Source organism: Parasediminibacterium paludis (assembly GCF_042651445.1).
In the GTDB taxonomy this organism is placed as follows: Bacteria; Bacteroidota; Bacteroidia; order Chitinophagales; family Chitinophagaceae; genus Parasediminibacterium; species Parasediminibacterium paludis.
In genome coordinates, this window is the sequence record NZ_JBHSDC010000029.1 from 396812 (window position 1) to 421959 (window position 25148).

Annotated in this window: 23 protein-coding genes; all 23 read left to right on the forward strand. The window is 36.3% G+C overall.

Features of this window, described 5'->3' with window-relative positions:
- Positions 1–51: 51 nt before the first annotated feature.
- The 23 genes from ACFOW1_RS15555 to ACFOW1_RS15665 all read left to right on the forward strand — a co-directional run bounded on the left by ACFOW1_RS15555 (position 52) and on the right by ACFOW1_RS15665 (position 25148).
- Positions 52–4365 carry a CusA/CzcA family heavy metal efflux RND transporter gene (locus ACFOW1_RS15555; RefSeq protein WP_379015545.1) on the forward strand — a complete coding sequence of 1438 codons (4314 nt, stop codon included), beginning with the start codon at positions 52–54 and terminating at the stop codon, positions 4363–4365.
- Positions 4366–4376: 11 nt separating this feature from the next.
- Positions 4377–5594 carry an efflux RND transporter periplasmic adaptor subunit gene (locus ACFOW1_RS15560; protein ID WP_379015546.1) on the forward strand — a complete coding sequence of 406 codons (1218 nt, stop codon included), beginning with the start codon at positions 4377–4379 and terminating at the stop codon, positions 5592–5594.
- A gap of 15 nt (positions 5595–5609) precedes the next feature.
- The gene (locus ACFOW1_RS15565) at positions 5610–6341 is read left to right on the forward strand and encodes a ZIP family metal transporter (RefSeq protein WP_379015547.1); all 732 of its coding nucleotides are present in this window, start codon (positions 5610–5612) and stop codon (positions 6339–6341) included.
- A 36-nt stretch (positions 6342–6377) separates the two neighbouring features.
- Complete coding sequence (locus ACFOW1_RS15570) at positions 6378–7046, forward strand: DUF1345 domain-containing protein (RefSeq protein ID WP_379015548.1); 669 nt, start codon at positions 6378–6380, stop codon at positions 7044–7046.
- Between the two features lie 31 nt (positions 7047–7077).
- A complete protein-coding gene (locus tag ACFOW1_RS15575; protein WP_379015549.1) occupies positions 7078–7314 on the forward strand; it encodes a hypothetical protein in 237 nt (78 codons plus the stop codon).
- Positions 7315–7517: 203 nt separating this feature from the next.
- Complete coding sequence (locus ACFOW1_RS15580) at positions 7518–8843, forward strand: Nramp family divalent metal transporter (protein ID WP_379015550.1); 1326 nt, start codon at positions 7518–7520, stop codon at positions 8841–8843.
- A gap of 238 nt (positions 8844–9081) precedes the next feature.
- Positions 9082–9696, forward strand: a complete 615-nt coding sequence (locus ACFOW1_RS15585) for a hypothetical protein (protein WP_379015551.1) — start codon at positions 9082–9084, stop codon at positions 9694–9696.
- A gap of 10 nt (positions 9697–9706) precedes the next feature.
- Positions 9707–11722 carry a heavy metal translocating P-type ATPase gene (locus ACFOW1_RS15590; protein ID WP_379015552.1) on the forward strand — a complete coding sequence of 672 codons (2016 nt, stop codon included), beginning with the start codon at positions 9707–9709 and terminating at the stop codon, positions 11720–11722.
- Positions 11723–11732: 10 nt separating this feature from the next.
- On the forward strand, positions 11733–12293 hold the full coding sequence (locus tag ACFOW1_RS15595) for a helix-turn-helix domain-containing protein (protein ID WP_379015553.1): 561 nt from the start codon (positions 11733–11735) through the stop codon (positions 12291–12293).
- Positions 12294–12369: 76 nt separating this feature from the next.
- Positions 12370–13104, forward strand: a complete 735-nt coding sequence (locus tag ACFOW1_RS15600) for a heavy-metal-associated domain-containing protein (RefSeq protein WP_379015555.1) — start codon at positions 12370–12372, stop codon at positions 13102–13104.
- Positions 13105–13211: 107 nt separating this feature from the next.
- Positions 13212–14459, forward strand: coding sequence for a hypothetical protein (locus tag ACFOW1_RS15605; RefSeq protein WP_379015557.1), 1248 nt, complete (start codon positions 13212–13214; stop codon positions 14457–14459).
- A 31-nt stretch (positions 14460–14490) separates the two neighbouring features.
- Positions 14491–15111, forward strand: a complete 621-nt coding sequence (locus ACFOW1_RS15610) for a hypothetical protein (RefSeq protein ID WP_379015559.1) — start codon at positions 14491–14493, stop codon at positions 15109–15111.
- Between the two features lie 113 nt (positions 15112–15224).
- Positions 15225–15695: a hypothetical protein gene (locus ACFOW1_RS15615; RefSeq protein WP_379015561.1), complete on the forward strand. Its 471-nt coding sequence runs from the start codon at positions 15225–15227 to the stop codon at positions 15693–15695.
- 96 nt (positions 15696–15791) lie between these two features.
- Positions 15792–16979 carry a TolC family protein gene (locus ACFOW1_RS15620; protein WP_379015563.1) on the forward strand — a complete coding sequence of 396 codons (1188 nt, stop codon included), beginning with the start codon at positions 15792–15794 and terminating at the stop codon, positions 16977–16979.
- On the forward strand, positions 16976–18655 hold the full coding sequence (locus ACFOW1_RS15625) for an efflux RND transporter periplasmic adaptor subunit (RefSeq protein ID WP_379015564.1): 1680 nt from the start codon (positions 16976–16978) through the stop codon (positions 18653–18655). Before ACFOW1_RS15620 ends, ACFOW1_RS15625 begins: the two co-directional genes overlap by 4 nt.
- 29 nt (positions 18656–18684) lie before the next feature.
- Positions 18685–19038 carry a heavy metal-binding domain-containing protein gene (locus ACFOW1_RS15630; RefSeq protein ID WP_379015566.1) on the forward strand — a complete coding sequence of 118 codons (354 nt, stop codon included), beginning with the start codon at positions 18685–18687 and terminating at the stop codon, positions 19036–19038.
- 24 nt (positions 19039–19062) lie between these two features.
- Positions 19063–20064, forward strand: coding sequence for a heavy metal-binding domain-containing protein (locus tag ACFOW1_RS15635; RefSeq protein ID WP_379015567.1), 1002 nt, complete (start codon positions 19063–19065; stop codon positions 20062–20064).
- A 26-nt stretch (positions 20065–20090) separates the two neighbouring features.
- Complete coding sequence (locus ACFOW1_RS15640) at positions 20091–20525, forward strand: hypothetical protein (protein WP_379015569.1); 435 nt, start codon at positions 20091–20093, stop codon at positions 20523–20525.
- Positions 20526–20589: 64 nt separating this feature from the next.
- On the forward strand, positions 20590–21111 hold the full coding sequence (locus tag ACFOW1_RS15645; RefSeq protein ID WP_379015570.1) for a nuclear transport factor 2 family protein: 522 nt from the start codon (positions 20590–20592) through the stop codon (positions 21109–21111).
- A gap of 11 nt (positions 21112–21122) precedes the next feature.
- Complete coding sequence (locus ACFOW1_RS15650; protein ID WP_379015571.1) at positions 21123–23162, forward strand: copper-translocating P-type ATPase; 2040 nt, start codon at positions 21123–21125, stop codon at positions 23160–23162.
- A 24-nt stretch (positions 23163–23186) separates the two neighbouring features.
- Positions 23187–23678 (forward strand): DUF305 domain-containing protein, encoded by a 492-nt coding sequence (locus ACFOW1_RS15655; RefSeq protein ID WP_379015572.1) that lies wholly within the window; start codon positions 23187–23189, stop codon positions 23676–23678.
- A 39-nt stretch (positions 23679–23717) separates the two neighbouring features.
- Positions 23718–24389, forward strand: coding sequence for a DUF305 domain-containing protein (locus ACFOW1_RS15660; RefSeq protein ID WP_379015573.1), 672 nt, complete (start codon positions 23718–23720; stop codon positions 24387–24389).
- Positions 24390–24410: 21 nt separating this feature from the next.
- A complete protein-coding gene (locus ACFOW1_RS15665) occupies positions 24411–25148 on the forward strand; it encodes a PepSY domain-containing protein (protein WP_379015574.1) in 738 nt (245 codons plus the stop codon).

Genomic DNA, 25148 nt, shown 5'->3' on the forward strand with positions numbered 1-25148 from the left:
GCCGAAAGATTATGGCATTATTATAAGCACATAAACAAATAGATATTCGATATGATCAATAAAATCATTCAATTTTCAGTACATAATAAACTGATAACGGGTGCATTGTTGGGCATCTTCATGCTCTGGGGGATTTATTCCTTTACCCAGTTAAGTGTGGATGCCTTGCCAGATGTTACCAATAACCAAGTACAGGTTATTACCAACAGCCCCAACCTTGCTACACAGGAAGTGGAACAATTTATCACGTTCCCGTTGGAAACAGAATTCAAATCGCTGCAAGGTTTGGTTGAATTACGTAGCACCAGCCGAAGCGGTTTATCTGTTATCACCATTGTTTTTAAATACAATATGCCATTGAATATTACAAGGCAATTGGTAGCAGAGAAAATAAAAGTAGCACAGGAAAATATTCCAAAAGAATATGGCAGTCCTGATTTAATTCCACCCACCACAGGCTTAGGCGAAATCTATCAGTATGCTATTGTTCCCAAAAAAGGATATGAAGATAAGTTTACTGCAATGGATTTGCGGACTATACAGGATTGGATTGTAAAGCGTCAACTCTTAGGCACAGCAGGTGTGGTAGAAGTCAGCAGCTTTGGTGGTAAACTAAAACAATATGAAGTATGTGTAAAACCTGAAAGATTAGCGGCAATGAACCTTACTTTAATTGATGTATATAATGCCTTGCAAAAAAACAATTCAAATACAGGCGGTAGCTACATTGATAAAGGACCAAACATTTATTTTATCCGTGGCGAAGGCTTAATTGAAAAGTTAGACGACATCAATAACATTGTTGTTGCCAATGCAAATGGAATACCTGTTTTAATTAAAGATATTGGCACAGTTGATTTTGGCTTTGCCCCACGGTATGGGGCGATGACAAGAAATGGAAATGGTGAAACAGTTGGTGGTGTAGTGCTGATGCAAAAAGGTGAAAACGCAGTAAATGTTATTAAACAGGTTAAAGAAAGAATGGCAACTATTGAAAAATATTTGCCCGAAGGTTTAACTATTAATGTGTTTATTGACAGAACTAAATTAATTGAAAGGGCAACACACACAGTAAGCACCAATTTATTAGAAGGTGCATTGATTGTAATTTTTGTGCTGGTACTTTTCTTAGGCAATTTCAGGGCAGGTTTAATTGTAGCAAGTGTCATTCCGTTGTCCATGCTTTTTGCGGTAGCTATGATGAAATTGTTTGGCGTAAGTGCAAACTTAATGTCAATGGGTGCCTTAGATTTTGGTTTGATTGTGGACGGTGCAGTAATCATCGTAGAAAGTCTAACGCATAAATTCTTCCACGATTTTAAAGGGCAAAAATTAGGGCAAACAAAAATGGATGAAGAAGTAACCGAAGGCAGCAGCAAAATAATGAGCAGTGCAGTTTTTGGTCAAATCATTATCCTTATTGTTTACATCCCAATTTTTGCATTAAGCGGTATTGAAGGAAAAATGTTTATGCCAATGGCACAAACAGTAAGTTTCGCCATCATCGGTGCAATGATTTTATCAATCACTTATGTACCGCTTATCAGCAGCCTTTTCTTAAATAAAAAAATTGCCAGCAAAGAAAACATTACAGATAAAGTAATGAAATGGTTAGTGAGCAGATACCAGCCATTTCTGCAAAGAATAATAAAACACAGAATACCAGTTTTAGTAACAGCATTACTATTGTTTGTCGGTTCATTATTCGTTTTTAATTCTTTAGGCGGAGAGTTTATACCAGAATTAGATGAAGGCGATTTTGCAACAACCTTTGCAATTCGTCAGGGAAGCAGTTTGCCCCAGTCTATTGAAACAGCCACGCAGTTAGAAAAAATTGTAAAGCAATTTTCCGAAGTAAAAGAGGTAGTAACCAAAATAGGCAGCAGCGAAATTCCCACCGACCCCATGCCTATTGAAAGCGGTGATATGATAATGGTATTGAAAGATAAAAAAGAATGGACATCAGCAAAAGACAAAGAAGAATTGGCAGAAAAAATGAATGAAAAAATGAGCATTATCCCTGGCGTTAATCTTTCTTTTCAGCAGCCCATTCAAATGCGTTTTAATGAATTGATTGCCGGAGTAAAAAGTGATATAGCTATAAAAATTTTCGGAAGCAACTTGGATAAGCTATTTGCAAAAGCCAATGAAATAAAAAGCCTGGTAAAAGGAATTGATGGATTGGTTGATGTAAAAGTAGAACAAATTGTAGGGATGCCGCAGTTGGTGGTAAAATACAACCGTAATAAAATTGCTCAATATGGCTTAAACATTGGCGATGTAAACACCATTTTAAACACAGCTTATGCAGGTGGCTACACAGGTGTAGTGTACGAAAGCGAAAAGAAATTTGATTTGGTGGTAAGGATTAAGAAAGACCCCAATACCGATGCCGATGTTTTAAAAGGGTTACTAATTCCATTACCAAGTGGTAAGCAAGTGCCATTAAGTGAAATCGCCGATGTCAGTTTCATTCCCAGCCCAGCCCAGATAAGCCGTGAGGATGCACAAAGAAGAATTGTTATTGAAGCAAATACAAGGGGCAGAGATGTAGAAAGTGTGGTAAAAGAAATTCAGCAAACATTAGATGCAAAATTAAAACTGCCCGAAGGTTATTACATTACTTATGGCGGGCAGTTTCAAAATTTACAGGAAGCAAAAGGACGGCTGCAATTAGCAGTACCTGTTTCGCTATTACTTATTTTCTTCTTATTGTTCCTCACCTTCCGTTCTGCAAAGGAAGCCACCATTATTTTTTCTGCAATACCATTGGCAGCCATTGGCGGCATCATTGCATTATGGATTAGGGGAATGAATTTTAGCATTTCTGCAGGTGTCGGTTTCATTGCATTATTTGGTGTTGCCGTTTTAAACGGTATCGTATTAATAAGCTATTACAACCGCTTAAAAGAAGAAGGCGAAGAAGATATAACCAAACGCATTTTAAAAGGCAGTGCAGCAAGGTTACGACCAGTATTAGCAACCGCAGCCGTAGCCTCATTAGGTTTCTTACCAATGGCATTCAGCACCAGTGCAGGGGCAGAAGTTCAAAAACCTTTGGCAACTGTTGTTATTGGCGGCTTGTTTTCTTCCACAATTTTAACACTGTTCGTGTTGCCAGTATTGTATAGTTTATTCTATCTAAAAAGAAAAAAAGCAATGAAAATTAATACAACTATTGCAACTGTATTGATACTCGTTTTTTGCTCAATTGGTTTTAACGTAACAGCACAAACGCAAAAATTGACCTTGCAAAATGCCATTGATTTAGCTGTGAAAAATTACCCTACCATTCAGCAAGCATCTTTGCAAACCCAGCAACAACAAGTACTCACAGGTACAGCAACTATTTTAGACCCCTTCAATATCAATACAGGGTTAGGACAAATAAATAGTAAGGTGTTTGATTACAATGTAGGTGTGGCACAGGGGTTTAAACTGCCCAATGCTTATAAGGCAGAGCAAAACCTATTGAAACAAAATGTAACGGTAGCACAATCGTATGAAGCTGTTACAAAAAATGAATTGGTACGCAACGTATCCAATGCTTACTACAATTGGCTGTTCAGTTGGCAGCAATATAACCTGCTATTGCAAACAGACAGTATTTATGCCGACTATGAAAAGTACGCTAACAAAAAATACCAAGTTGGCGAGAGCAATAAACTTGAAAAAATAAATGCGACCCTGCAACGTAAGGATTTGATACTGCAATTGGCACAAGCCAATACGCAGGTTTCTTTTTATTTAACCGACCTGCAAAGATGGATGCGTACAAACCAGCAATACCAAGCACCAACGCAGTTTACAGCTTTGCCAGAAATTAATTTAAGTGATAGCAATTTGTTAAACAAACATCCAGTGCTGCAATTTTTGCAGCAACAAATTATAGCAAAAGAACTAGCCATCAAAGCCGAACAGTCAAAGGCTAAGCCCTCTTTTAATTTGGGTGTAAATGCACAGAGCCTAGATAAGGAAAGGCAATTTTATTATGGTAGTGTTGGCATCAACATCCCTTTGTTCAAAAATGGCATTAAAGCAAGGACGCAAGCTGCAAGATTAGAAACTGAAATTGCCAAAAAGGAACTGGACAAAAATCAACAGGAAATTGTAACCATCTTTTTGCAACAAAACCAATTACAGCAGCAAAGTTTGCAACAGCTAAGCTATTACAGAACCGAAGGTTTGCCAATGGCTGAAAGCATTATCAATGCTGCACAGCGTAGCTACAAGGCTGGTGATATTGGCTACATCGAATACATCCAGAATATTAAGGATGCCATCAAAATAAAAACGGATTATTTGGCTGCTGTCAACAATTACAACCAAACCATTATCCAACTTAATTATTTGCTTAACCGATAAAAATTTCAATCATGAAATCGAAGATTCACGAATACCGAAATAAAAATATAAATGTCATGAGTAAAAATATATTTCTTGTAATGCTCAGCTTGTTTATTGCAATTACATCTTGCAAAAACAAAGCAAATGAAACTAAAGCTGAACCAACAATAAAAGATACCACTGCCAATAAAGAAGAACACCATGAAACAGAAGTAACACTTACTGATGACCAAATAAAAGCCATTGGATTACAAACGGGCAGCATTGAACAACGTAACCTTAAATCAACATTAAAAGTAAATGGCAAACTAACACTGCCACCGCAGAACCAGGCACAGGTAAGCATGTTAACAGGTGGCATTGTAAAAACCATCAACGTAACTGAAGGCACTTTTGTAAAGCAAGGGCAAACATTGGCGACGATTGTAAACAATGAAGTGATACAATTGCAGCAGGATTATTTAGAAAACAACTCGCAGCTTACTTATTTACAAGCGGAATTTAAACGCCAAACAGCGTTGCAGGAAGACCGCATTAACGCTACAAAAACTTTGCAGCAAGTACAAAACGAATTGGGCGTTGCACAGGCCAAGCAAAGGGGCTTGCAGACAAAATTGCAAGTGTTGGGTATCAATGCTGCCAATATCAGTACTGCGAATTTTACCAACCATATTGCCGTAACAGCACCTATCAGTGGGTTTATACACCATATCAATTTAACCATGGGAAAATTTGCCGATGCCAATAGCATTCTCTTTGACATTGTTGACAACCGTTTCCTTCATTTGGATTTGACACTTTTTGAAAAAGATATTTCCAAAGTAAAAATTGGCGACAAAATAATGTTTACAGATGCCAACGATGCAAGCCATACGCATCCGGCAACCATATTTGCTTTGAACAAATCTTTTGAGGATAAACAGCAAGCCATTATTGCCCATGCCAAAATTGAAGAGCAAACAGAAACACTTTTGCCTGGCATGTATGTGGAAGCAAGGATTCAGATAGATAATTACAAGGCAAATGCTTTACCTGATGATGCAGTAGTGAGCAATGGTGATGAACATTATATTTATGTAGAAATAAAGAAGAACCATTACAAGCAAATAGCTGTTGCTAAAGGTGTAAGCGATTTAGGATTTACCGAAATAAAACCGTTGGAAGAAATACCAGCTAAAGCAATAGTGGTAATTAAGGGTGCATACTATTTATTGTCGCAACTTACAAAAGGTAGTGGTGAAGAATAAAAACCAAGTATAATAATGACAAAAATTTGGGAAGTATATCTATATGCCTTAATTCCTGTAATCTCTATCCTTTTGGGTGGGATTACGGGAATATTTAAAAAACCAAGCGGTGCTTTCCGTAGTTCAGTTTTGCATTTCGCCGCAGGGGTGGTTTTCTCTGTTGTGGTAGTAGAATTGTTGCCCGATATTATTAAAAACCATAAGCCCATTGAAGTAGCCATAGGTTTTAGTCTAGGCATTATTACAATGCTTGTGGTAAAGTTTTTTGCAGAAAAATTTGAAATCAAAGCCGAAGAAAATAAAAAGGAAAGTGTTTTACCTATGGGCTTATTAATTGCGTTGGGTATTGATTTGGCAATTGATGGCTTGCTGTTAGGCGTAGGCTTTGCAGCCGGTAATACAGAAGGTATTCTACTATCCGTGGCTTTAGCTTTAGAAACCTTTTCTTTAGGTTTAGCAGTAGTTTTAGCTTGTGCCGATGCCAACCTTACCAAACAAAAAAATCTGCTCATTTTACTTGTATTGGGATTAACCTTTTTCATTGGGGCAATCATAGGCATTACTATGTTGGCAGGTTTATCGCAAGAAATTTTAGAATTAGTTTTGTCATTTGGTTTGGCAGCATTACTTTTTTTGGTAACAGAAGAATTACTAACTGAAGCCCATGAAGAAAAAGAAACCTTGCTGCAAACAAGTATGTTTTTCGTAGGGTTTCTGATTTTTCTTTTAATTGGCATGATTGTATAGTTAATCAAAATAGTTTCAAATAATATAATCAAACGCATGAAAGGAAATTTGCTTAAAAAGTCGAGTGGGGTTAAAAAATTAGTATTTTCTATTTTGCTTGCAATTTTTATCTATACCCTATTGGTGTTATTGAAAGTTGATATTAAGAGTAGGGTTATATTAGGGTGGGATACATTTTGCCTTTCGCTAATTGTATTGAGTTGGATATTATTTTTTACAACAACCAATGACGAACTATGTGTAGTTGTAGAGCAGCAAGATGATGGGCTAAAGGTGATTTTTATGATTGTTTTAGTAGCAATTTGTTTTAGCTTATTTGGCACTTTACTACTTTTAAACAGCAAGGCCGAATCAACATTTAATAAAATATTCCACACCGCTGTGTCTCTTTCACCAATTGTACTATCATGGATATTGCTGCATACAATTTTTGCAATCCGTTATGCTCATTTATACCACGACCATAACAAATTAAATACTGGAAGCCGTATTGGCGGTATTGATTTCCCTACTAAGGAAAAGCCTGATTATATCGATTTCGCCTATTTTTCTTTTGTCATTGGCATGACATTTCAGGTATCTGATGTGGTAGTAAGTTCCCGGGTTATCAGGAGGTTTGTTTTGATGCACAGTTTAATTTCTTTCGTTTTTAATACTATTATCGTTGCACTAACTATCAACACCATTGCGGGACTTAAACAATAGTTGCTATAAATTTATAATTAAAGTTAAAATTATGGACGGATTAAAATTAGACAAATGGCAGAAATCTTTTGAAGCAGAAGTCAAAAGTTTAAAGACTGAATATGATGCCTTTCTTTTACCCAAAAAATTTGAAGATACGTATCAATTAAAAACGGATGAAACAAACCAAACACTTTCTCTGTGGATAGATACGGAAAATCTACCAAAGGAAATTGAGAATAGGCTATCTGAATTGCTCATAAAAACCGAGCCTGAAGATTCGGTATAAAAAAATGGAAATGATAAAGAAATATTTTTATTGCTTGCAGGCCTTACTTACAATATGTGCAATTACAAATGGTTACTCATTTTTTTACAAGTCATTTTTCAGGTCACCATTTTCTATAGTAATAAATACGATAACACCTTTGGCAGTGCTAATCTATTTACTTTTAGTTATTAAGGACAAAAAGAAGTTAAAAAAGAAAGTTCATGACCAATATCAAAAGTTCTTCAGCAAAAATTAAAAAGTTTTTTAGGGCTTTGGGGCCAGGGCTTATCACAGGTGCAAGTGATGATGATCCTTCGGGCATAGCAACTTATTCCCAAGCTGGTGCAAAATTTGGTTTGGCAACATTATGGACGGCATTGATAACATTTCCTTTAATGGCTGCCATTCAAGAAATGTGTGCAAGGATTGGTATCGTAACTTCTGTAGGATTAACAACTACTTTAAAAAACCATTATTCAAAAACATTATTGTATTTAATGATGTTTTTTAGCGTCCCTGCTATTATCCTAAATATAGGTGCAGATATAGCAGGAATGGGTGCCGTTGCAAGCCTTATGTTCCCATCCATATCACCAATGATTTTTAGTGTTGCATTTACCATATTGCTTGTTATATTAATAATTTATTTGCCATATAATAAAATTGTTTCAGTATTAAAATATTTATGCCTGTCGCTGTTCCTTTATATAGCTGTTCCTTTTTTTACGCACCCAAACTGGGGCAATGTATTTCGTAGCACACTTATACCAACAATTAAATTCGACAAAGATTTTATTGAAATAGTAGTAGCCATTTTAGGTACTACTATTTCACCTTATTTGTTTTTTTGGCAGGTTACAATGGAAGCAGAAGATGTGAAATCTTCTAGGCAATTGATTTTAGCCCGTACTAAAATTGTAAAGAATGAAGAAGATGCTGCTACTACAGAAAAGAAGGAAAGTAATTTTATTTCTCTATTGATAAGAAAAATGCGTTTGGATGTCAACCTTGGTATGTTGTTATCCAATTTGGTAATGTTCTTTATCATTTTGGCAACTGGTACTGCATTGTTTGGGCATGGCATCAACCAAATTGATACAGTGGAACAGGCAGCAAAGGCTTTAGAACCAGTAGCTGGTAAAGCTTCTTATTTAATTTTTACTATTGGTGTAATTGGTACTGGTTTTCTGGCAATACCTGTTTTAAGCGGTTCATTATCTTACATTGTTTCTGAAACCTTTGGTTGGAAAGGCGACCTCAATAGTAAATTTTATCAAGCAAAGCCTTTTTATATCGTCATTACTGTTTCGCTACTGCTGGGGCTATTAATTAATTATTTAGGGCTAAGTCCAATAAAAGCATTGTTATATACTGCAATTTTATATGGCTTAACCTCACCTATCCTAATAGCAATTGTACTGCATATATCAAACAATAAAAAGATAATGAAAGAGAATACCAATAGCAAACTTTCAAACTTCTTAGGGTTTCTGACTTTGATAGTAATGACGGTAGCAGCCATTGCATTGATTTATTTACAATTTTAAAACTAGCTATCAAAACATTAACATCAAATAAAATTCATCACATGTACTTTTACAATATAAAAATTAATAAAAATGAACAGACTCAATTGTTGGAAATGTGTAGTTATATTGGCATCTATCATGGGAATGGCACATGCTTTTATAGCCTAAATAAAATTATTACTACACTATACAAAAGTTGCGGATAAATATTTCCGCAACTTTTTTGTTTTAGTCAACTAATCAAAAAACAAGTTTGATGTACAGCATCTTTATAGGTAGCCTTTTATTGAGTTTACTACATGCAGTGATACCCAGTCATTGGTTGCCCGTATTGGCTATTGGCAAGAAAGATAACTGGACTTTGCAAGAAGTAACAAGCGTAACATTTATATCGGGATTGGCACATGCTTTAAGTACCATTGCAATTGGCATAGTGTTGAGTATGTTGGGTATGCAACTGGCAAGCAAGGTTCAATATTTCACTCATTTTGTTACCCCCATTATCTTGCTATTGTTGGGGATATTTTTTATCTATCAGCATCATCGGCATAAACACTTTCATTTACATAAAACACCTAAGCCTACATTAGCAAAAACCAAAATCATATTTGCCTTAACTGTAGCCATGTTCTTATCACCATGTATGGAAATAGAAGCCTATTTTCTATTGGCAGGAACAAAAGGTATATGGGTAGTTGTTGGTATTTCGTTGATGTACCTAAGCATTACTGTTTCGGGTATGGTGCTATGGGTAAGGCTTGCCTACAAAGGGGTACTGAAATTAAACTGGCATACGCTTGAACATAAGTCAGGCATTATAACAGGATGGACTTTGGTAACCACAGGAATCCTATCATTTTTTATCTCATAAAACAATTTATATGTCACAAGAATGTTGCAATACTGACGAAAAGGATGTACAGAAAAAGAAACCTGTACATAAGTCTGAAAATAATAAAGAACACGTCCACAGTGAAGGTGATAGTCATGACCATGAAGACGGTGACGAACATGATGACCACGACCACGGTAGCGGTGAAGTAGAAGGTTGGAAAGCTCATTGGCAATTACTTTCTTCTTTAGCAATCCTACTGGTGATGCTGGTGCTTGAGTTTGGCTTTAAGTTCAAACCAGTATTTCCTATCGACCTTATCATTTATGCCATTGCTTATTTATTGGCTGGCTACAACGTGTTGAAACTCGCTTTTATAAAAGCCAAAAGGTTCGACTTCTTTAATGAATTCTTTTTAATGAGTGTGGCAACTGTTGGTGCATTCAGTATTGGCTCATATAGCGAAGGTGTGGCAGTGATGGTATTTTATTCCATTGGGGAATGGTTTCAGGATTCGGCAGTGAACAAGGCAAAACGTAGCATCAAAGCCTTATTGGATATTCGTCCAGATGAAGTAACGGTTTTGCGTAATGGTACGGCACAGGTTGTCCATCCAAATGAGATACAGGTAGATGAAATCATACAGGTGAAAGCTGGTGAAAAAGTAGCGTTGGATGGTGAACTGGATTCAGAAGCTGCAACATTTAACACGGCTGCACTCACGGGAGAAAGTAAACCTGACACAAAGCGTAAAGGGGAACAGGTGCTGGCTGGTATGATTAACCTTGATAAGGTTTCTGAAATAAAAGTAACATCTCTTTTTAAGGATAGCAAACTGAGCAAGATTCTGGAAATGGTGCAGGATGCCACAGCAAGGAAATCACAGACACAATTATTCATCAGCAAGTTTGCAAAAATCTATACACCTATCGTTTTTGCATTGGCATTGGGTGTTTGTTTAATCCCTTACTTTTTTGTTCATCCTTATGTTTTCAATGTGTGGTTTTATCGGGCATTGGTATTCTTGGTAATCAGTTGCCCATGTGCTTTGGTAGTATCAATTCCATTGGGATATTTTGGAGGAATAGGCTTGGCTTCTCGCAATGGGATATTATTCAAGGGTTCCAATTTCTTGGATGTTATCACGAAGGTTAATGTAGTTGTGATGGATAAAACTGGAACACTGACCAAAGGTGTTTTCAAGGTGCAGGATGTGGTAACAAAGGACATTGAAAGAGATGAACTGGTGAAACTAACAGCAACTCTGGAAAGCAATTCGACACACCCAATTGCAAAGGCAGTTGTTGCCTATGCAGGTGATATTATCAAAAATGCAAAGGCAGAAAATGTAGAGGAAATATCAGGACATGGCCTGAAAGGAACAGTTGATGGAAAGAGTGTTTTGGCAGGTAACGTAAAACTATTAAAGAAATTCAATATTGACTATCCAAAAGAAATAGAAACCCTTGTTGATACACTTGTAGTCATTGCGGTCAATGATAAATATTCAGGGCATATCACAATTGCAGACGAGATAAAAGAAGATGCAAAACAGGCTATTGATGAAATGCACAGTTTGAAAATTCAAACGGTCATGTTATCGGGCGACAAACAATCTGTTGTATCAAAAGTGGCACAGGCATTGGGCATTGAAAACGCCTATGGTGATTTGCTGCCAGAAGGCAAAGTGGAGAAGGTACAAGCATTGAAAAATGAAGGCAAGCATATTGCATTCGTGGGTGATGGTGTGAACGATGCACCTGTGGTGGCATTGGCTGATGCTGGCATTGCAATGGGTGGTTTGGGTAGTGATGCTACCATTGAAACTGCCGATGTCGTTATTCAAAATGACCAGCCATCAAAAATTGTAATGGCCATCAAAATTGGAAAGATTACAAGGCGAATTGTTTGGCAGAACATTACCATAGCAATGGTGATAAAGGTTGTTGTTTTAGTATTAGGTGCTGGCGGTATTGCGACTTTATGGGAAGCCGTTATCGCAGATGTAGGCGTAGCCTTATTGGCAATATTAAATGCGGTAAGGATTCAAAGGATGAAACTCTAATTTTGCAAAAATGAAACTCTATATAAAAAGCATGGTGTGCAGCCGATGCAAAATGGTGGTAAAATCAGTCCTTGAAAACCAAGGATTGGTTGCTACTTCTATTGAATTGGGCGAAGCTGTATTTCAACATCCTCTTACAAAAAGTGAGCTACTACAACTTGATATTGCTTTAAAACAAGTAGGCTTTGAAATAATTGACGACCACAAAAGCCAAATCATCGAAAGGATTAAAAACACGATTGTAACATTGGTTCACCACTCACCTGAAAACATTAAGACCAACCTTTCAGAATTTATTACCTCACAAATACACCATGATTACAGTTATTTAAGCAATCTGTTTTCAGAAGTAGAAGGAACAACAATTGAAAAATATTTTATTGCCCAAAGAATTGAAAGGGCAAAAGAATTGTTGGTTTACAACCAACTAACGTTGTCAGAAATTGCCGACCAATTAGGTTATAGCAGTGTTGCCTACTTATCCAACCAATTCAAAAAAGTAACAGGCTTTACACCGACTTATTTCAAGTCTATTAAAGAACATAAACGCAGGAATATTGAAGAGCTATAAATCTTACAAATCCTATCCATAATTCCATAACAACGCCTATATATGCCCAAAGTAATTTTGTGTCAAATTAAAAATAATGACACATACATATAGCATTACAGGCATGACATGCACAAGCTGCCAATCCAAAGTACAGGGCTTACTATCAAAAATTGAAGGCGTAACAAACGTATCCATCAACCTGCAAAAAGCAACAGCAGATATAGAAATGACAAAGCACATTTCCATAAACACTTTTAAAGCAGCTTTGCAGGATTATCCTAAATACCAAATTGAAGAAGCGGAAAACAAACCTGTTATTGTAGCCTTTGCAGAAGAAGAAACCAAAACTTGGTTGGCTACTTACAAACCCATTCTATTAATCTTCGCCTACATTACTACAATATCTTTCATAGCTTCTTTCCAGCACAGTACAATCAATTGGATGGACACCATGAGGATATTTATGGCAGGGTTCTTTCTCACATTCTCTTTCTTTAAAATGCTGGACTTAAAGGGCTTTGCAGAAAGCTATGCCATGTACGATGTGGTTGCAAAAAAGCTAAATAGTTGGGGCTTTATTTATGCTTTTATAGAATTGGCTTTGGGTATTGCCTATGCAATCAATTTTCAACTTTTTGCTACTAGCATTGTTACTATAGTTGTAATGACAGTTAGTATAATTGGGGTACTACAAAGCGTATTCAACAAGCGTAAAATAAAATGTGCCTGTTTGGGTGCTGTGTTCAATTTGCCCATGAGTACAGTTACCATAATTGAAGATGGCATGATGATTGGCATGAGTGTAGTAATGATAATATCAATTATATAATGACCCAAATACAATCAATAAAACAATTTCTCTGGAAAATATTCAAGGCTATTTTGTAAGGAAAAAGGATTGCTGCAAATAATGTAATTTGCTTTTTTTGAAAAAATATGATTAGTAACCTTTCCCCAATAATAATTCAGTATAAACAAGATACTCAATCAGTTTACAATACTTGGTTTATTAATAATGAAGACCGTCTAAAGGCTTTCCGTTCAATCCGCAGGGGCGTTATGCAGATTATTGATGATATAAAGAACAAGAAATTTCCAAATGACTTTAAAGGTTCTTCATTAGAGTTTGTGCTAAACTGTATCACAGAACAAAAGCAAGTATTCGAAGGTGCATCTCACCCGTTTTATTGGAAACCCAAACTTAGGATACCAGATATATACGAGAATGAGAACAACAAACAAGCTTTTGGACAATTCTTAGAAAATTGTCTTAATGCAAAATCAGAGGAACAGGTACTTAAAGAAATTATTAAGCTGGATGGATATAAAATTAAAGGGCTTGGTCCTGCAGTTGCCAGCATCCTTTATTTTCTTCACCCAACAATTATCCCCCCGTTTAATACAGCTATTATCAATGGTTTTAATTTTTTGTTCAAGGATAAAAAGAAGCTTGGCAGTTGGGCTGAATATTTGAAACTGCGGGAAGTATTGGTTGATACAAACAGCCAGCACCGTTCCATTTTATCATCCGACCTTGGGGCAATTGCTGGGCTATTATTTGAAATTGGCTCACAAAAATTAGTTTTAGGAAGCGATGAATATTTATCTGAAACCGAAAGAAAAAAACTAGAACGGCTAATAGAAAAGAGGCAGGAAAGTGTGCAGCAAGAAAAAGAAGAGGAAAATCTGCATACCGAAATGCAGTACCACCTATTAAAAATTGGTAAGGCTCTTGGGTATGATGTTATCGCTGCTTCCAATGACCGTTCAAGGTCGCATGGCGGGAATAGTTTTTCATTTTTAGGCCTGCAACAATTTCCTGAGATTGATTTGGATAAAGAAACACTAAATACTATCAAACTGATTGATGTTCTTTGGTTTCAGAAAAATACAAATAATGTTATTGCTGCTTTTGAAGTGGAAAAAAGCACAAGTATTTATTCTGGCATTTTACGCTTGGCTGATTTAAGTTATTCTATTGCAAATGGGGATGAGGTGTTTTACCTAATAGTGCCAGATAAAAGAGAGAAAGATGTTTGCCTTCAACTGTCCCGTCCTGCTATAAAACAGAACAATGTTGTTATCAAGTATATTCTTTTTTCAGAACTGCGTACACATTGCGATGCCTTATGCAAGTTTGGTGAGAATCACTCTATTTTAGGAAAAATAGCTAAATCTGTGTAATATTATTTATTTTTTATCATATAATTTTTTTATGAAGCAGATTACATCGACTTTTATAACAATTATTTCTTCCCTAGGTACTTTTGCTCAGCCTATTGATTCTTTGCCTGTCCGAATAAATACGCTAGAAGCCAAAAGTATAGTATATGGTATTAGGTTAGATTGGAGTGTAGTATGCTTTCTAGAATTTGCAAAATTTCAAATACAGAGGTCAAGTGATGGCATAAACTATACAACAATCAACGCCTTTGAGGCCGATAAGCTCAGATGCAAGCAACCTTTTGACTTCACTGATGCAAATATCGGGGGAACTCTTTTTTACAAAATCAATGTAGGCGATCGTGATGGCAGGTATTCTAGCTCTAAGGTCGTTACTGTAACATTAACGGAAAAAAAATTTGCAATCAACAGTATTGCACCCTCACTTGTAAATAGTGAAGTATTACTAAGTCTTTACTCACCTAATATAGATAAGGTAAGCCTTTTTATAATTAACTTTAATGGTGTTATTTTACGGCGACAATCGATTGATATTGTTAAAGGGGTTTCAGATATTAGAATTAATGTCGGAAATATGCCAAAAGGAAATTATATCCTCAAAGTTCAAAATGGGTTCTTAGAGGAAAGAATTACTCGTTTTACAAGACTATAACCAAGAAATTATAACAATTTCAAGGATTTTGCAACATTTTATGCTGAGAACAACTATAACTTTACTGAACGAAATATCATTTACTAAGTAATTATCTTACTTTTATAACTTTAATGAAAAAAATAACATCCATACAATTAAAAGCAATGTTCCTCTTTACCGTATTCGCATTGAATACGGTAGTAGGTTTTGCTTGTGCTATGGGTGTAGACATGGGCTTCAACAAGTCTCATCATCATGAGGACGAACAAGCTGCTGTAACACCATCTGTGCACACAGATGCTGATGGAAAAAAGCATGAACACCATCATAAATCAACGATACATCATCACGAGAATAATGAAGCCAATGGCAAAGGTGGTTGCTGTAACGATGCAGTTGTTAAGTTTCAAAATGTAGATAAAGCACTATCACAAAATGTAAAGGCTTCGCTTGATGCACCTGTTTTTGTGCCCATCATCAGTACATGCTTTGGTATTGATTTATTGAAAATGGCCAATTCATATCCTGAAAAATACCACACTAGATTTTTCTATCCCCCCCCACCTGATATACGCATAGCAATACAGAGTTTCCAAATTTAGTTACAGTAACTGTGTTTGATGGCATTTCGCCCATCGAACTAAACTTGTTTGCCACAAAGGCAATATGTTTTGTTTCAGTTATTGTAATTATTTTTTATGTTCAAACGTATTTTTATACCATTTGTTTCCCTCTTTTTGGTAATCAATAGTAATGGTCAAAAACCAATTTCCGAGGCGGACGCAGTAAATATGGCTTTAAAAAACAGCAGAAATATTTCAGCTGCTGCACTATCTGTTTTGCAACAAAAGCAATTGTTGAAAAGCACCATCAACCTACCAAATCCTGAGGTATTTATTGAAAGTCCTACGGGTAATTTTTATACTGGTAGTATTACACAATCCATCGAATTTCCAACGGTTTATGGCAAACAATACCAATTGCAAAAGCAAAAAATTGTATTGGCAGAAAAGGAAAAAGGTGTATCAGAAAATGACGTAAAGCTGCAGGTAAAGCAACTGTATTTGTTATTGCAATATGCAGTGGCGCTGCAACAACAATTGTTTGTACAAGATACCGTGTATCAACGTATTAGTACTGCAGGCGGCCGACAATTTGATGCTGGGCAAATTGATTACCTACAAAAAACAGTTGCAGAAAGCCAATATGGTGAAGTACATAACCAATATGTTCAAGCTCAAATTAGCATTACCAATTTACAAAGCCAGTTGCAATACCTTACTGGTTCGCAGGAAGTTTTTACGGTTTTTCCTTTGGATAATAATCAATTGACAAATAAGGTTGTACCAACAGATAGTACACTTTTTGATACCAATCCATCGTTGCAAATTGCCAATCAAAATACCATTATTTCGCAAAATAACATTGACTTACAAAAAGCAAAAGCATTGCCAGGCTTGGCTTTGGGCTATTTTAATCAAGGCGAAAGAAGCACCCCAATTGGCAATCGTTTTCGTTTTGGGTTTACTGTGCCGCTATGGTTTGGGCAATATAAAAGCAATATCGCTGCAGCAAAAACAGAGCTTGACATTAACAAACAAAAGGTAAACGGTTTACAGCAACAACTGTCTGTTCAATTGTTACAGGCACAAAATGAGTTGGCCGTTTATACACAATCGTTACAGTATTATCAAACCACAGGGCTAAAGAAAGCGAATGAAATTATCACTACTGCCAAACGATTATTTGACAATGGGCAGAACGATTATATCGGTTATTTACGGAACATTAATGATGCCTATTCAATCCAATTAAAATACTTAGAAGCCATAAAGAATTATAATCTAAGTGTACTATCTATAAAATATTTAACCGGAACATTATGATACAAAGACTTTTTGTTTTACTGCTACTTATTCCATCTTTCATTTTTGCCCATAATGGTGAAGACCATGGTGATGCCAAAAAAGAAGGCAGTAAACCTGCAACCTATTTTAGTAGCGAGGCCGCATCGGAAATATATGAGTTGCTAGTAAAATACCAACCCCTACAACCGGGTAAACCATCGGTACTAAAATTATTTATAAGCGACTTTACTACCAATAGCCCGTTAGATAGTGCTAACCTGCAAATCACCGTTTCAGACAACCCAAATATCAAGTTAAGTGTTCGTAAAATTGATAAAGATGTGTATGAAGTGAGTGGGATTTTTACAGAAAAAAAGTCGTACAATCTTACTGTAAATATCAACTCAAAGCTTGGTCCAGATTTACTGTTGATTAGCAATATAGAGGTGGGCAAAGAACTGGAAAAGCCTACTATCGTTGATGTTCATCCTATTTCACATTGGTACACTAGCAATTGGTTTTTTGGTATTATAGGGTTATTGTTGGGTTTGTTTTTAATGTTTTTTGTAATGAAGAAAACCAACCGGAAAGTTGCTGCAAGCATTATTATTTTACTATGTTTATTGCCCACTGCAACTTATAATACCGCATCAGCACACAACGGTGAGGAAGAAGGTGGTGGCAATAAATCAGGCGGCTCTTTATCTAATAATTTCATTGTAGAAAAAGAATCTCAATTTCTATTTGGGATACTTACTACAAAAATTCAAACGGGTAATCTTAGTCAATCAACGCAAGTGTTAGGTACGTTAATTCCATCGCCACAGGGCAGGGCTGTTGTACAATCGCCACAAACTGGTAAAATAGTTTCTTTAAAAGTGGCAGTTGGCCAAAGCGTAGCAGCTGGGCAGGTTTTGGCAGTAATAGAACAACAGGTAGATGCAGGTACACAGATAAATATTCTCTCACAAAAAAATACGCTAGATGCAGAATTTAATGCAGCAAAAGCACAATACGACAGGCTAAAAGCAATAGAAGATATTGCCGCAAAAAAAGACGTGACAGAGGCAAAAGCCAGATACGAAACAGCCTTAAAGAACAAGCAGTTGTTCAGTAGCAATACAGGCAGTAATATTGGCAATACAAAAACGATACTGCTTACATCGCCTATTACAGGGGTAGTTGGCACCTTTAATTATGCCATTGGTGCAGTTGTAAATACTGGCGAAACATTGTTTGATATTACCAACTTGGACAAGGTTTTGGTTGAAGCTCAAGTATTTGCCAATGATGCGTTGCAACTAAAAAATACAGAGAAGATTACCGTTAACTCAAATATCCAAAACGATACAACAACCTATCGATTAAAATTAGTTTCCACAGCCCAATCGGTTAATGGTAGCAATCAATCGCAAAAGGTAATTTTTGAAATCATCAACCCCAAAGCACAATTTAAAATTGGTGAGAATATTACCATCAATATTTTTTCTAAAAATGTGTCTACCCAAGTAATTGTACCAACAGATGCCATAGCAGAAATTAATGGCAAGCCAGCCGTTTTTGTAAAAGATAAGGCCGAACGGTACAGTATTAGTTACATCAATAAAGGTTCTTCTAATAGTAAATTCACTACCATTTTAAAAGGTGCTGAAGAAGGCGAAAGGGTTGTAACCATTGGGGCATATCAAATGAAAACAATTTATTTAAACCAATAATTTTTTATTCACTACAAAAACAAAAAACAATGAAACAGTTTAAAATGATCATCACAATGGCAATTGCAGTTTTCTGCTTTACTACCACAAATGCACAATCAAAAACAACTACTCAAATGGCCGATACAGCAGCCATGGTTTATAAATGCCCCATGAAATGTGAAGGCGATAAAACCTACGACAAACCCGGCAAATGCCCAAAGTGTGGTATGAATTTGAAAGCCAAATTAAAGCCTGTAACTACTGAAACGTACCAATGCCCTATGAAATGCGAAGGCGACAAAACCTACGACAAAGCTGGCAAATGCCCTAAATGCAACATGAACCTTGCTAAGTTAGAAGCTAAGAAGGAAGCAACACCGCATGAACACAATCACAATTAATCAATTAAATAAAATAGAATTACAATGAGCACAAACTTCAAAATTTCTCTAACAGTATTGGCATTTGGTGCTATTACTTTTTTTACTGCTTGCAACAGCAGCGAAACCAAAACGACAAGTACAGATACCACTAAAAAAGAAACAGCACACGAAGGTGGCGACCATATTTATGCCTGCCCAATGCACCCAGAAGTAACCGGTAAAGAAGGTGACAAATGCCCTAAATGCGGTATGGCACTTGAACATAACGACAATGCAGGTGGCCCAAGTAATGTAAGTATGCTTTTTACCGCTACACCAACATCAGCAAAAGCTAATGAAGAAGTTACTTTATCAATGGTACCAAAACTAAAAGACAAGCCAACCGAACAAGTACCATTAGATGTTGAGCATACCAAAAAAATACACCTGATTGTGGTAAGTGAAGACCTTAGCTGGTTCGATCATATTCATCCAGAACTCAATGCAGATGGGGCTTACATTGTAAAAGAGAAATTCCCTTTTGCAGGAAAATACAGCCTATTTGCAGATTATAAACCAAGTGGTGCAAACCATACTGTGGACAATTTGAATGTAACAATCAGCGGTACTGTACCGGCTGCTAAAAAATATGATACAGATAAATTGACAGGTTCAGGTGGTGATGGTTTTTCTGTTTCACTTTCGCCAGAGGGTGGTAAATTTTTAACCAATATGCCTATGCATATTAATGGTGTAATGATGCTCAATGGTAAAGAAGTGGATGTAAATACATTAGAGGATTATTTAGGTGCAAAAGCACACATGGTGGTAGTAAGCCTTGCTGATAAAAAATATTTGCACGTTCACCCAAGTGTTGAAGGTGGCAAATTTGACTTACATACCACTTTTGATAAACCTGGTATTTACCGTGGATGGATTCAGTACCAGAGCAAAGGCAAAGTACATACCAGTGATTTTGTGATGAATGTTGCTGAAGGAACATCTGCTAATATGAAAGATATGAAGCATGATACTATGGCGAATATGAAAGATATGAAACACTAATTTTTTAACTACTAAATTTTGGCAGAATGAAACTATTAAAAATTAAAACAGGCATAGCTATACTGGTAATACTTTTTTTAAGTATAGGCCATGGCTATGCACAACACCATGTAGGTGAAGTTGGTAAAGGCCCACATGGTGGTACCGTACAAGAAGCCGACCCAAACCATGCTGAGATATTGGTGAAAGAAGGCAAAGTGTACATCTATATTTTAAATGGCGATGCTAAAGCAATGAACAATACAGGGGTAACTGGCAAGGCACTATTTCAATTTGAGGATGGGACTACCATTAGTGAAACATTGGTTACAAATGGTACAGATGGTTTCGTTGTAGGCAATGCCAAAGCAACTGGTTATAAAAATTGTATAGTTACTGCTACGGTAAATGGCAAATCAATTTCATCAAAGTTCAAAAACTATATAACAGCAAAACCTTCTGTAGTTACGCATCATCATTAATTCAATCATCAATAAGCACACAGGTAAATTATTATCTGTGTGCTTATTACTCTAAAATGGTAGCATGAAAAATATATTTATTGCTTTACAATTATTAACGTTCATGGTGTCTTCATTCGCTCAAAGCAAGGAAGCTGGTACGGACAGGGAGGCAATAAAGCAATACGTTAATAACAAGGACACCATGCCTGCCTTCCCACAAAACAAGAACATTGAGGCTGTTAAGAATGTATTGAAACAGTATAATAGTGCCGTTGAAAAATTGGACGTTACTGGTACTGAAAAATGGTTTAGTGCCGATTCCAAAATGTATGAATCTGGTGGCAGCGAAGGAAGCTATGCACACTATTTGGAACACCACCTTGCACCCGAATTAAAGGAGTTCAAATCTTTTACTTACAGCAATTACAAGGTAGAAGTGCAAGTGGAAGGCAGTTATGCTTTTACAACTGAAACCTACAACTACAGTATTGTTCTTTTAAAAGACAATTCAGAAGTAAAACGGAAGGGCATCGCAACATCGGTATTGAAAAAAATAAAAGGCGAATGGAAAATTATGATTAGCCACAACTCTTCAAGAAAATAAAACGTTTTACCATGGAACATCAACACGAGGCAAATAAGGAAGACCATGAAGGGCATGACATGAGCAACATGCAACATGGTTCAAATCCTTCAATGGGTATGGCAGGGCATAACCACCATGCTATGATGATTACCGATTTTAAAAAGCGGTTTTATATAGTGCTTATTCTTACCATCCCCATCATGCTACTATCAGAAATGATACAGCATTTTATGGGCTTTAATTGGCAGTTTGTAGGTTCGCAATACATACTGTTTGCTTTATCAAGCATCGTATTCATATACGGCGGACTGCCTTTTTTCAAAGGGTTAGTAGATGAGGTAAAAGCAAAAAATATCGGGATGATGTTTTTAATTGCCTTCGCCATTACAGTTGCCTATATATATAGTGTAGCCATAGTTTTTGGCTTGCAGGGCATGGACTTCTTTTGGGAACTGGCAACACTAATTCTTATCATGTTATTAGGGCATTGGATAGAAATGAAATCCGTTGCAGGTGCTTCTAAAGAACTGGAACTATTGGTGCAGTTAATGCCTGCCGATGCTCACATGGTAATGCCCAATATGGTGCATGATGTAAAGACAGACACACTAAAAGAAAATGACATCATTCTTGTAAAGCCTGGGGAAAAAGTTGCAGCCGATGGCATCATCTTGGAAGGTGAAAGTTACCTCAATGAAAGTATGTTGACTGGTGAAAGCAAGCCAATACAAAAACTAAAAGGCGACAAAGTAATTGCTGGTGCAATCAATGGTAACGGCTCAATAAAAGTGACCGTTTCCCATGCTGCAAAAGATTCCTATTTATCGCAGGTTATCAAGTTGGTAGATGATGCACAAAAATCAAAATCACAAACACAGTTGCTGGCAGATACGGCAGCAAAATGGCTAACCATTATTGCATTGGTTGCTGGTATCACCACATTTTTTGTTTGGTATCTATCAGGGCAAACATTAGCCTTTGCAATGGAAAGAATGGTTACAGTAATTGTTATTTGTTGCCCTCATGCTTTGGGTTTGGCTGTGCCGTTGGTGGTTGCAAAGTCAACAGCTTTGTCCGCAAAAAATGGCTTGTTGATTAAGAACAGAACAGCCTTTGAAAATGCAAGGAAAATAACGACCATTGTTTTTGATAAAACAGGCACATTAACAGTTGGTAAATTTGAAGTTTCAAAAATTATATCTCTTCAAACAGCGTTTAACGAAAACGACATCATCCGCCTTGCATCAGCATTAGAACAACAATCAGAACATCCCATTGCAACGGGTATTTTACAAAAAGTAAAAGATTTGTCCATCACTATTCCATCTACAGAAAACTTTAATGCCATAACTGGTAAGGGTGTTGAAGCTACTGTAGAAAGTAAAAAAATATTGGTAGTTAGCCCAGGCTATTTAAAAGAAAATAATTTAACTATCCCCGAAGGATTTACTGCCAACGATACAGAAACGGTTGTGTTCTTAATCGTCAACAATCAACTGGCAGGATATATTGCTTTGTCTGATGAAATCCGTCCTGAATCAGCCGAAGCCATAAAAACCCTAAAAGAAAATAATATCAAATCCATATTGCTTACTGGCGATAATAGCAAAGTTGCAAAAAGCGTAAGCGATACTTTAGGCATGGATAGTTTTATTGCTGAAGTATTACCCCATCAAAAATTAGAGAAGATAAAAGACCTGCAAAGCAAAGGCGAGTTTGTAGCTATGACAGGCGATGGCGTGAATGATGCACCTGCTCTGGCCATTGCAGATATTGGCATTGCAGTTGGCAGTGGTAGCGACATAGCAGCAGAAACCGCTGGTATTATTTTGGTAAACAGTAACCCAAAAGATATTGTGAACTTAGTATTGTTTGGCAAAGCCACTTACCGTAAAATGATACAAAATTTAATTTGGGCAACTGGTTACAATGTGGTGGCATTACCATTGGCAGCAGGTGTTTTATACAAGCAGGGCATTTTATTAAGCCCAGCCGCAGGTGCTGTTTTAATGACGGTAAGCACTGTTGTTGTTGCTATTAATGCAAGTATGTTGAAAGTGAAAAAATGATCTTTAACAATTAAACTATAAAAAATGGAAATGCATGAAATGAAGTCAATGCCTGCGGGTGCAGACAAAACGCAGTACAGAAAATTAGCCCTTATGGTAATTATCTCTTTTATTGCCATGTTCATACTAATGTATTCTATGGTTGATAGGTTTGTAAATGTTATCCCAAATATTAATCAGTTTTATATGGCTGGCCTTATGACAGCCCCCATGATAATAATTGAAATGTTATTAATGGGCAGTATGTACATGAACAAAAAATTAAACCTCGTTATTATTTCTATCAGTGCGGTTGTATTGATAGCCTGTTTCTTCTTCATCAGGGTACAAACAGGTGTTGCTGACAGGCAATTTTTAAAATCAATGATACCGCATCATGCTGCTGCTATCCTGATGGTTGAAGGTGCTAAAATATCAGACCCCGAAGTAAGAAAATTAGCCGATGGTATTATAGCCGCACAACAAAAAGAAATAGACTTTATGAAAGCTAAAATAAAAGAGATGGACAATAAATAAATCTTTCAATAATTATTAATCATTTAAAAACTAAAAATCATGAAAATTTTAATTCCTGCGGCATTAGCCGTTATGTTCCTTTTACAAGCTTGTAACGGCGACAACAAATCAACAACAGATTCAAAAATGGGATCTGATACTGCTATGAAGATGACTGAGCACAATGATGCAGAAATGGATGGAGATGGTAAAATGAATATGAATAATGAACTGATGAAATCCATGATGAGTTCTATGGATAAAATGAAAGCTGTGAAAATGAATGGTGATTTTGATGCTGAATTTGCAGCAATGATGATTGAACACCATCAAGGAGCTATTGATATGGCGAACATTGAACTCAAATCAGGTTCAGATAATACTATGAAAGCTATGGCACAAAGTATTATCACAGCCCAAAAAGCAGAAATTGAAAAATTTAAAACCATATTAGCAAGCCATAAAGAAAATATCGTAAAAGGAGATCATCCTGAATTAATGGAAGCCATGAGTAGTATGGATACAAAGACAAAGGAAACCAAGATGACAGGCAATGTAGATAAGGATTTTGCAATGATGATGAAAGTACACCACAGCGGAGCAATTGAAATGAGTAAAGGTGAATTGGGTGATGGTAAAGTATATGAATTAAAGAAAATGGCACAGCAGATAATTGAAGAGCAAAATAAAGAAGTAAAGCAGTTTGATGAATGGTTAGCCACTCAGAAATAATATAATAAGGCCTAAAGATTTATGATAAAAAGTAAACATTATTACATCCGCAAAGCACACCGTTACTTGGGTGTATTATTGGGGTTGCAATTTTTATTATGGACGATAAGTGGCCTGTATTTTAGCTGGACAAATATTGATGAAATACATGGCGATTTGCAACATAAACATCCACCACAACTTTCAGCATTGTCCAGTTTTGTATCGCCAACTTTAGTGCTAAATGCACTGCCAGAAAAAGCAGATTCTATTCGTCAAATTACTGTTATAAATATTTTGCAACAACCATTTTATAGCATCCAATATTTTTCTGGTAATACAATAAAAATGGTGTTGGCAGATGCCCAAACTGGTAAAATAAGGCCCGCCATTAATAAAGAAGAGGCGGTTAAAATTGCCAATGAAAGTTTTGTTGGTTTACCATATGTAAAATCAGTTGCATATATAACTACAGTTGGCAAACACGATGAATATCGTGAAAAGCCTTTGCCAGCTTGGAAAATAATATTTAACCATGAGAGTAATACCAACGTGTATGTTGCTGCATTAACAGGTAAGGTTGAAACGTTTCGTAATAGCAAATGGCGAACCTTCGATTTATTGTGGATGTTTCACACCATGGATTATAATGGTCGGGATAATATTAATAACTGGATTTTACGAGCTTTCTCAGTATTTGGAATAATAACAGTTATAAGTGGGTTTGCACTTTTTTTTGTTAGCTCAAAACGGTTTAGGAAGAAAAAAACAATAGAGTAA

Bases quoted from the DNA above. Each gene is read 5' to 3' on its own strand.
- ACFOW1_RS15555 (WP_379015545.1), top strand. From the start codon at position 52: ATGATCAATAAAATCATTCAATTTTCAGTACATAATAAACTGATAACG.
- ACFOW1_RS15645 (WP_379015570.1), top strand. From the start codon at position 20,590: ATGAAAAATATATTTATTGCTTTACAATTATTAACGTTCATGGTGTCT.
- ACFOW1_RS15625 (WP_379015564.1), top strand. From the start codon at position 16,976: ATGATACAAAGACTTTTTGTTTTACTGCTACTTATTCCATCTTTCATT.
- ACFOW1_RS15565 (WP_379015547.1), top strand. From the start codon at position 5,610: ATGACAAAAATTTGGGAAGTATATCTATATGCCTTAATTCCTGTAATC.
- ACFOW1_RS15615 (WP_379015561.1), top strand. From the start codon at position 15,225: ATGAAAAAAATAACATCCATACAATTAAAAGCAATGTTCCTCTTTACC.
- ACFOW1_RS15605 (WP_379015557.1), top strand. From the start codon at position 13,212: ATGATTAGTAACCTTTCCCCAATAATAATTCAGTATAAACAAGATACT.
- ACFOW1_RS15620 (WP_379015563.1), top strand. From the start codon at position 15,792: ATGTTCAAACGTATTTTTATACCATTTGTTTCCCTCTTTTTGGTAATC.
- ACFOW1_RS15575 (WP_379015549.1), top strand. From the start codon at position 7,078: ATGGACGGATTAAAATTAGACAAATGGCAGAAATCTTTTGAAGCAGAA.
- ACFOW1_RS15610 (WP_379015559.1), top strand. From the start codon at position 14,491: ATGAAGCAGATTACATCGACTTTTATAACAATTATTTCTTCCCTAGGT.
- ACFOW1_RS15660 (WP_379015573.1), top strand. From the start codon at position 23,718: ATGAAAATTTTAATTCCTGCGGCATTAGCCGTTATGTTCCTTTTACAA.
- ACFOW1_RS15665 (WP_379015574.1), top strand. From the start codon at position 24,411: ATGATAAAAAGTAAACATTATTACATCCGCAAAGCACACCGTTACTTG.
- ACFOW1_RS15570 (WP_379015548.1), top strand. From the start codon at position 6,378: ATGAAAGGAAATTTGCTTAAAAAGTCGAGTGGGGTTAAAAAATTAGTA.
- ACFOW1_RS15600 (WP_379015555.1), top strand. From the start codon at position 12,370: ATGACACATACATATAGCATTACAGGCATGACATGCACAAGCTGCCAA.
- ACFOW1_RS15650 (WP_379015571.1), top strand. From the start codon at position 21,123: ATGGAACATCAACACGAGGCAAATAAGGAAGACCATGAAGGGCATGAC.
- ACFOW1_RS15585 (WP_379015551.1), top strand. From the start codon at position 9,082: ATGTACAGCATCTTTATAGGTAGCCTTTTATTGAGTTTACTACATGCA.
- ACFOW1_RS15640 (WP_379015569.1), top strand. From the start codon at position 20,091: ATGAAACTATTAAAAATTAAAACAGGCATAGCTATACTGGTAATACTT.
- ACFOW1_RS15590 (WP_379015552.1), top strand. From the start codon at position 9,707: ATGTCACAAGAATGTTGCAATACTGACGAAAAGGATGTACAGAAAAAG.
- ACFOW1_RS15630 (WP_379015566.1), top strand. From the start codon at position 18,685: ATGAAACAGTTTAAAATGATCATCACAATGGCAATTGCAGTTTTCTGC.
- ACFOW1_RS15595 (WP_379015553.1), top strand. From the start codon at position 11,733: ATGAAACTCTATATAAAAAGCATGGTGTGCAGCCGATGCAAAATGGTG.
- ACFOW1_RS15655 (WP_379015572.1), top strand. From the start codon at position 23,187: ATGGAAATGCATGAAATGAAGTCAATGCCTGCGGGTGCAGACAAAACG.
- ACFOW1_RS15560 (WP_379015546.1), top strand. From the start codon at position 4,377: ATGAAATCGAAGATTCACGAATACCGAAATAAAAATATAAATGTCATG.
- ACFOW1_RS15635 (WP_379015567.1), top strand. From the start codon at position 19,063: ATGAGCACAAACTTCAAAATTTCTCTAACAGTATTGGCATTTGGTGCT.
- ACFOW1_RS15580 (WP_379015550.1), top strand. From the start codon at position 7,518: ATGACCAATATCAAAAGTTCTTCAGCAAAAATTAAAAAGTTTTTTAGG.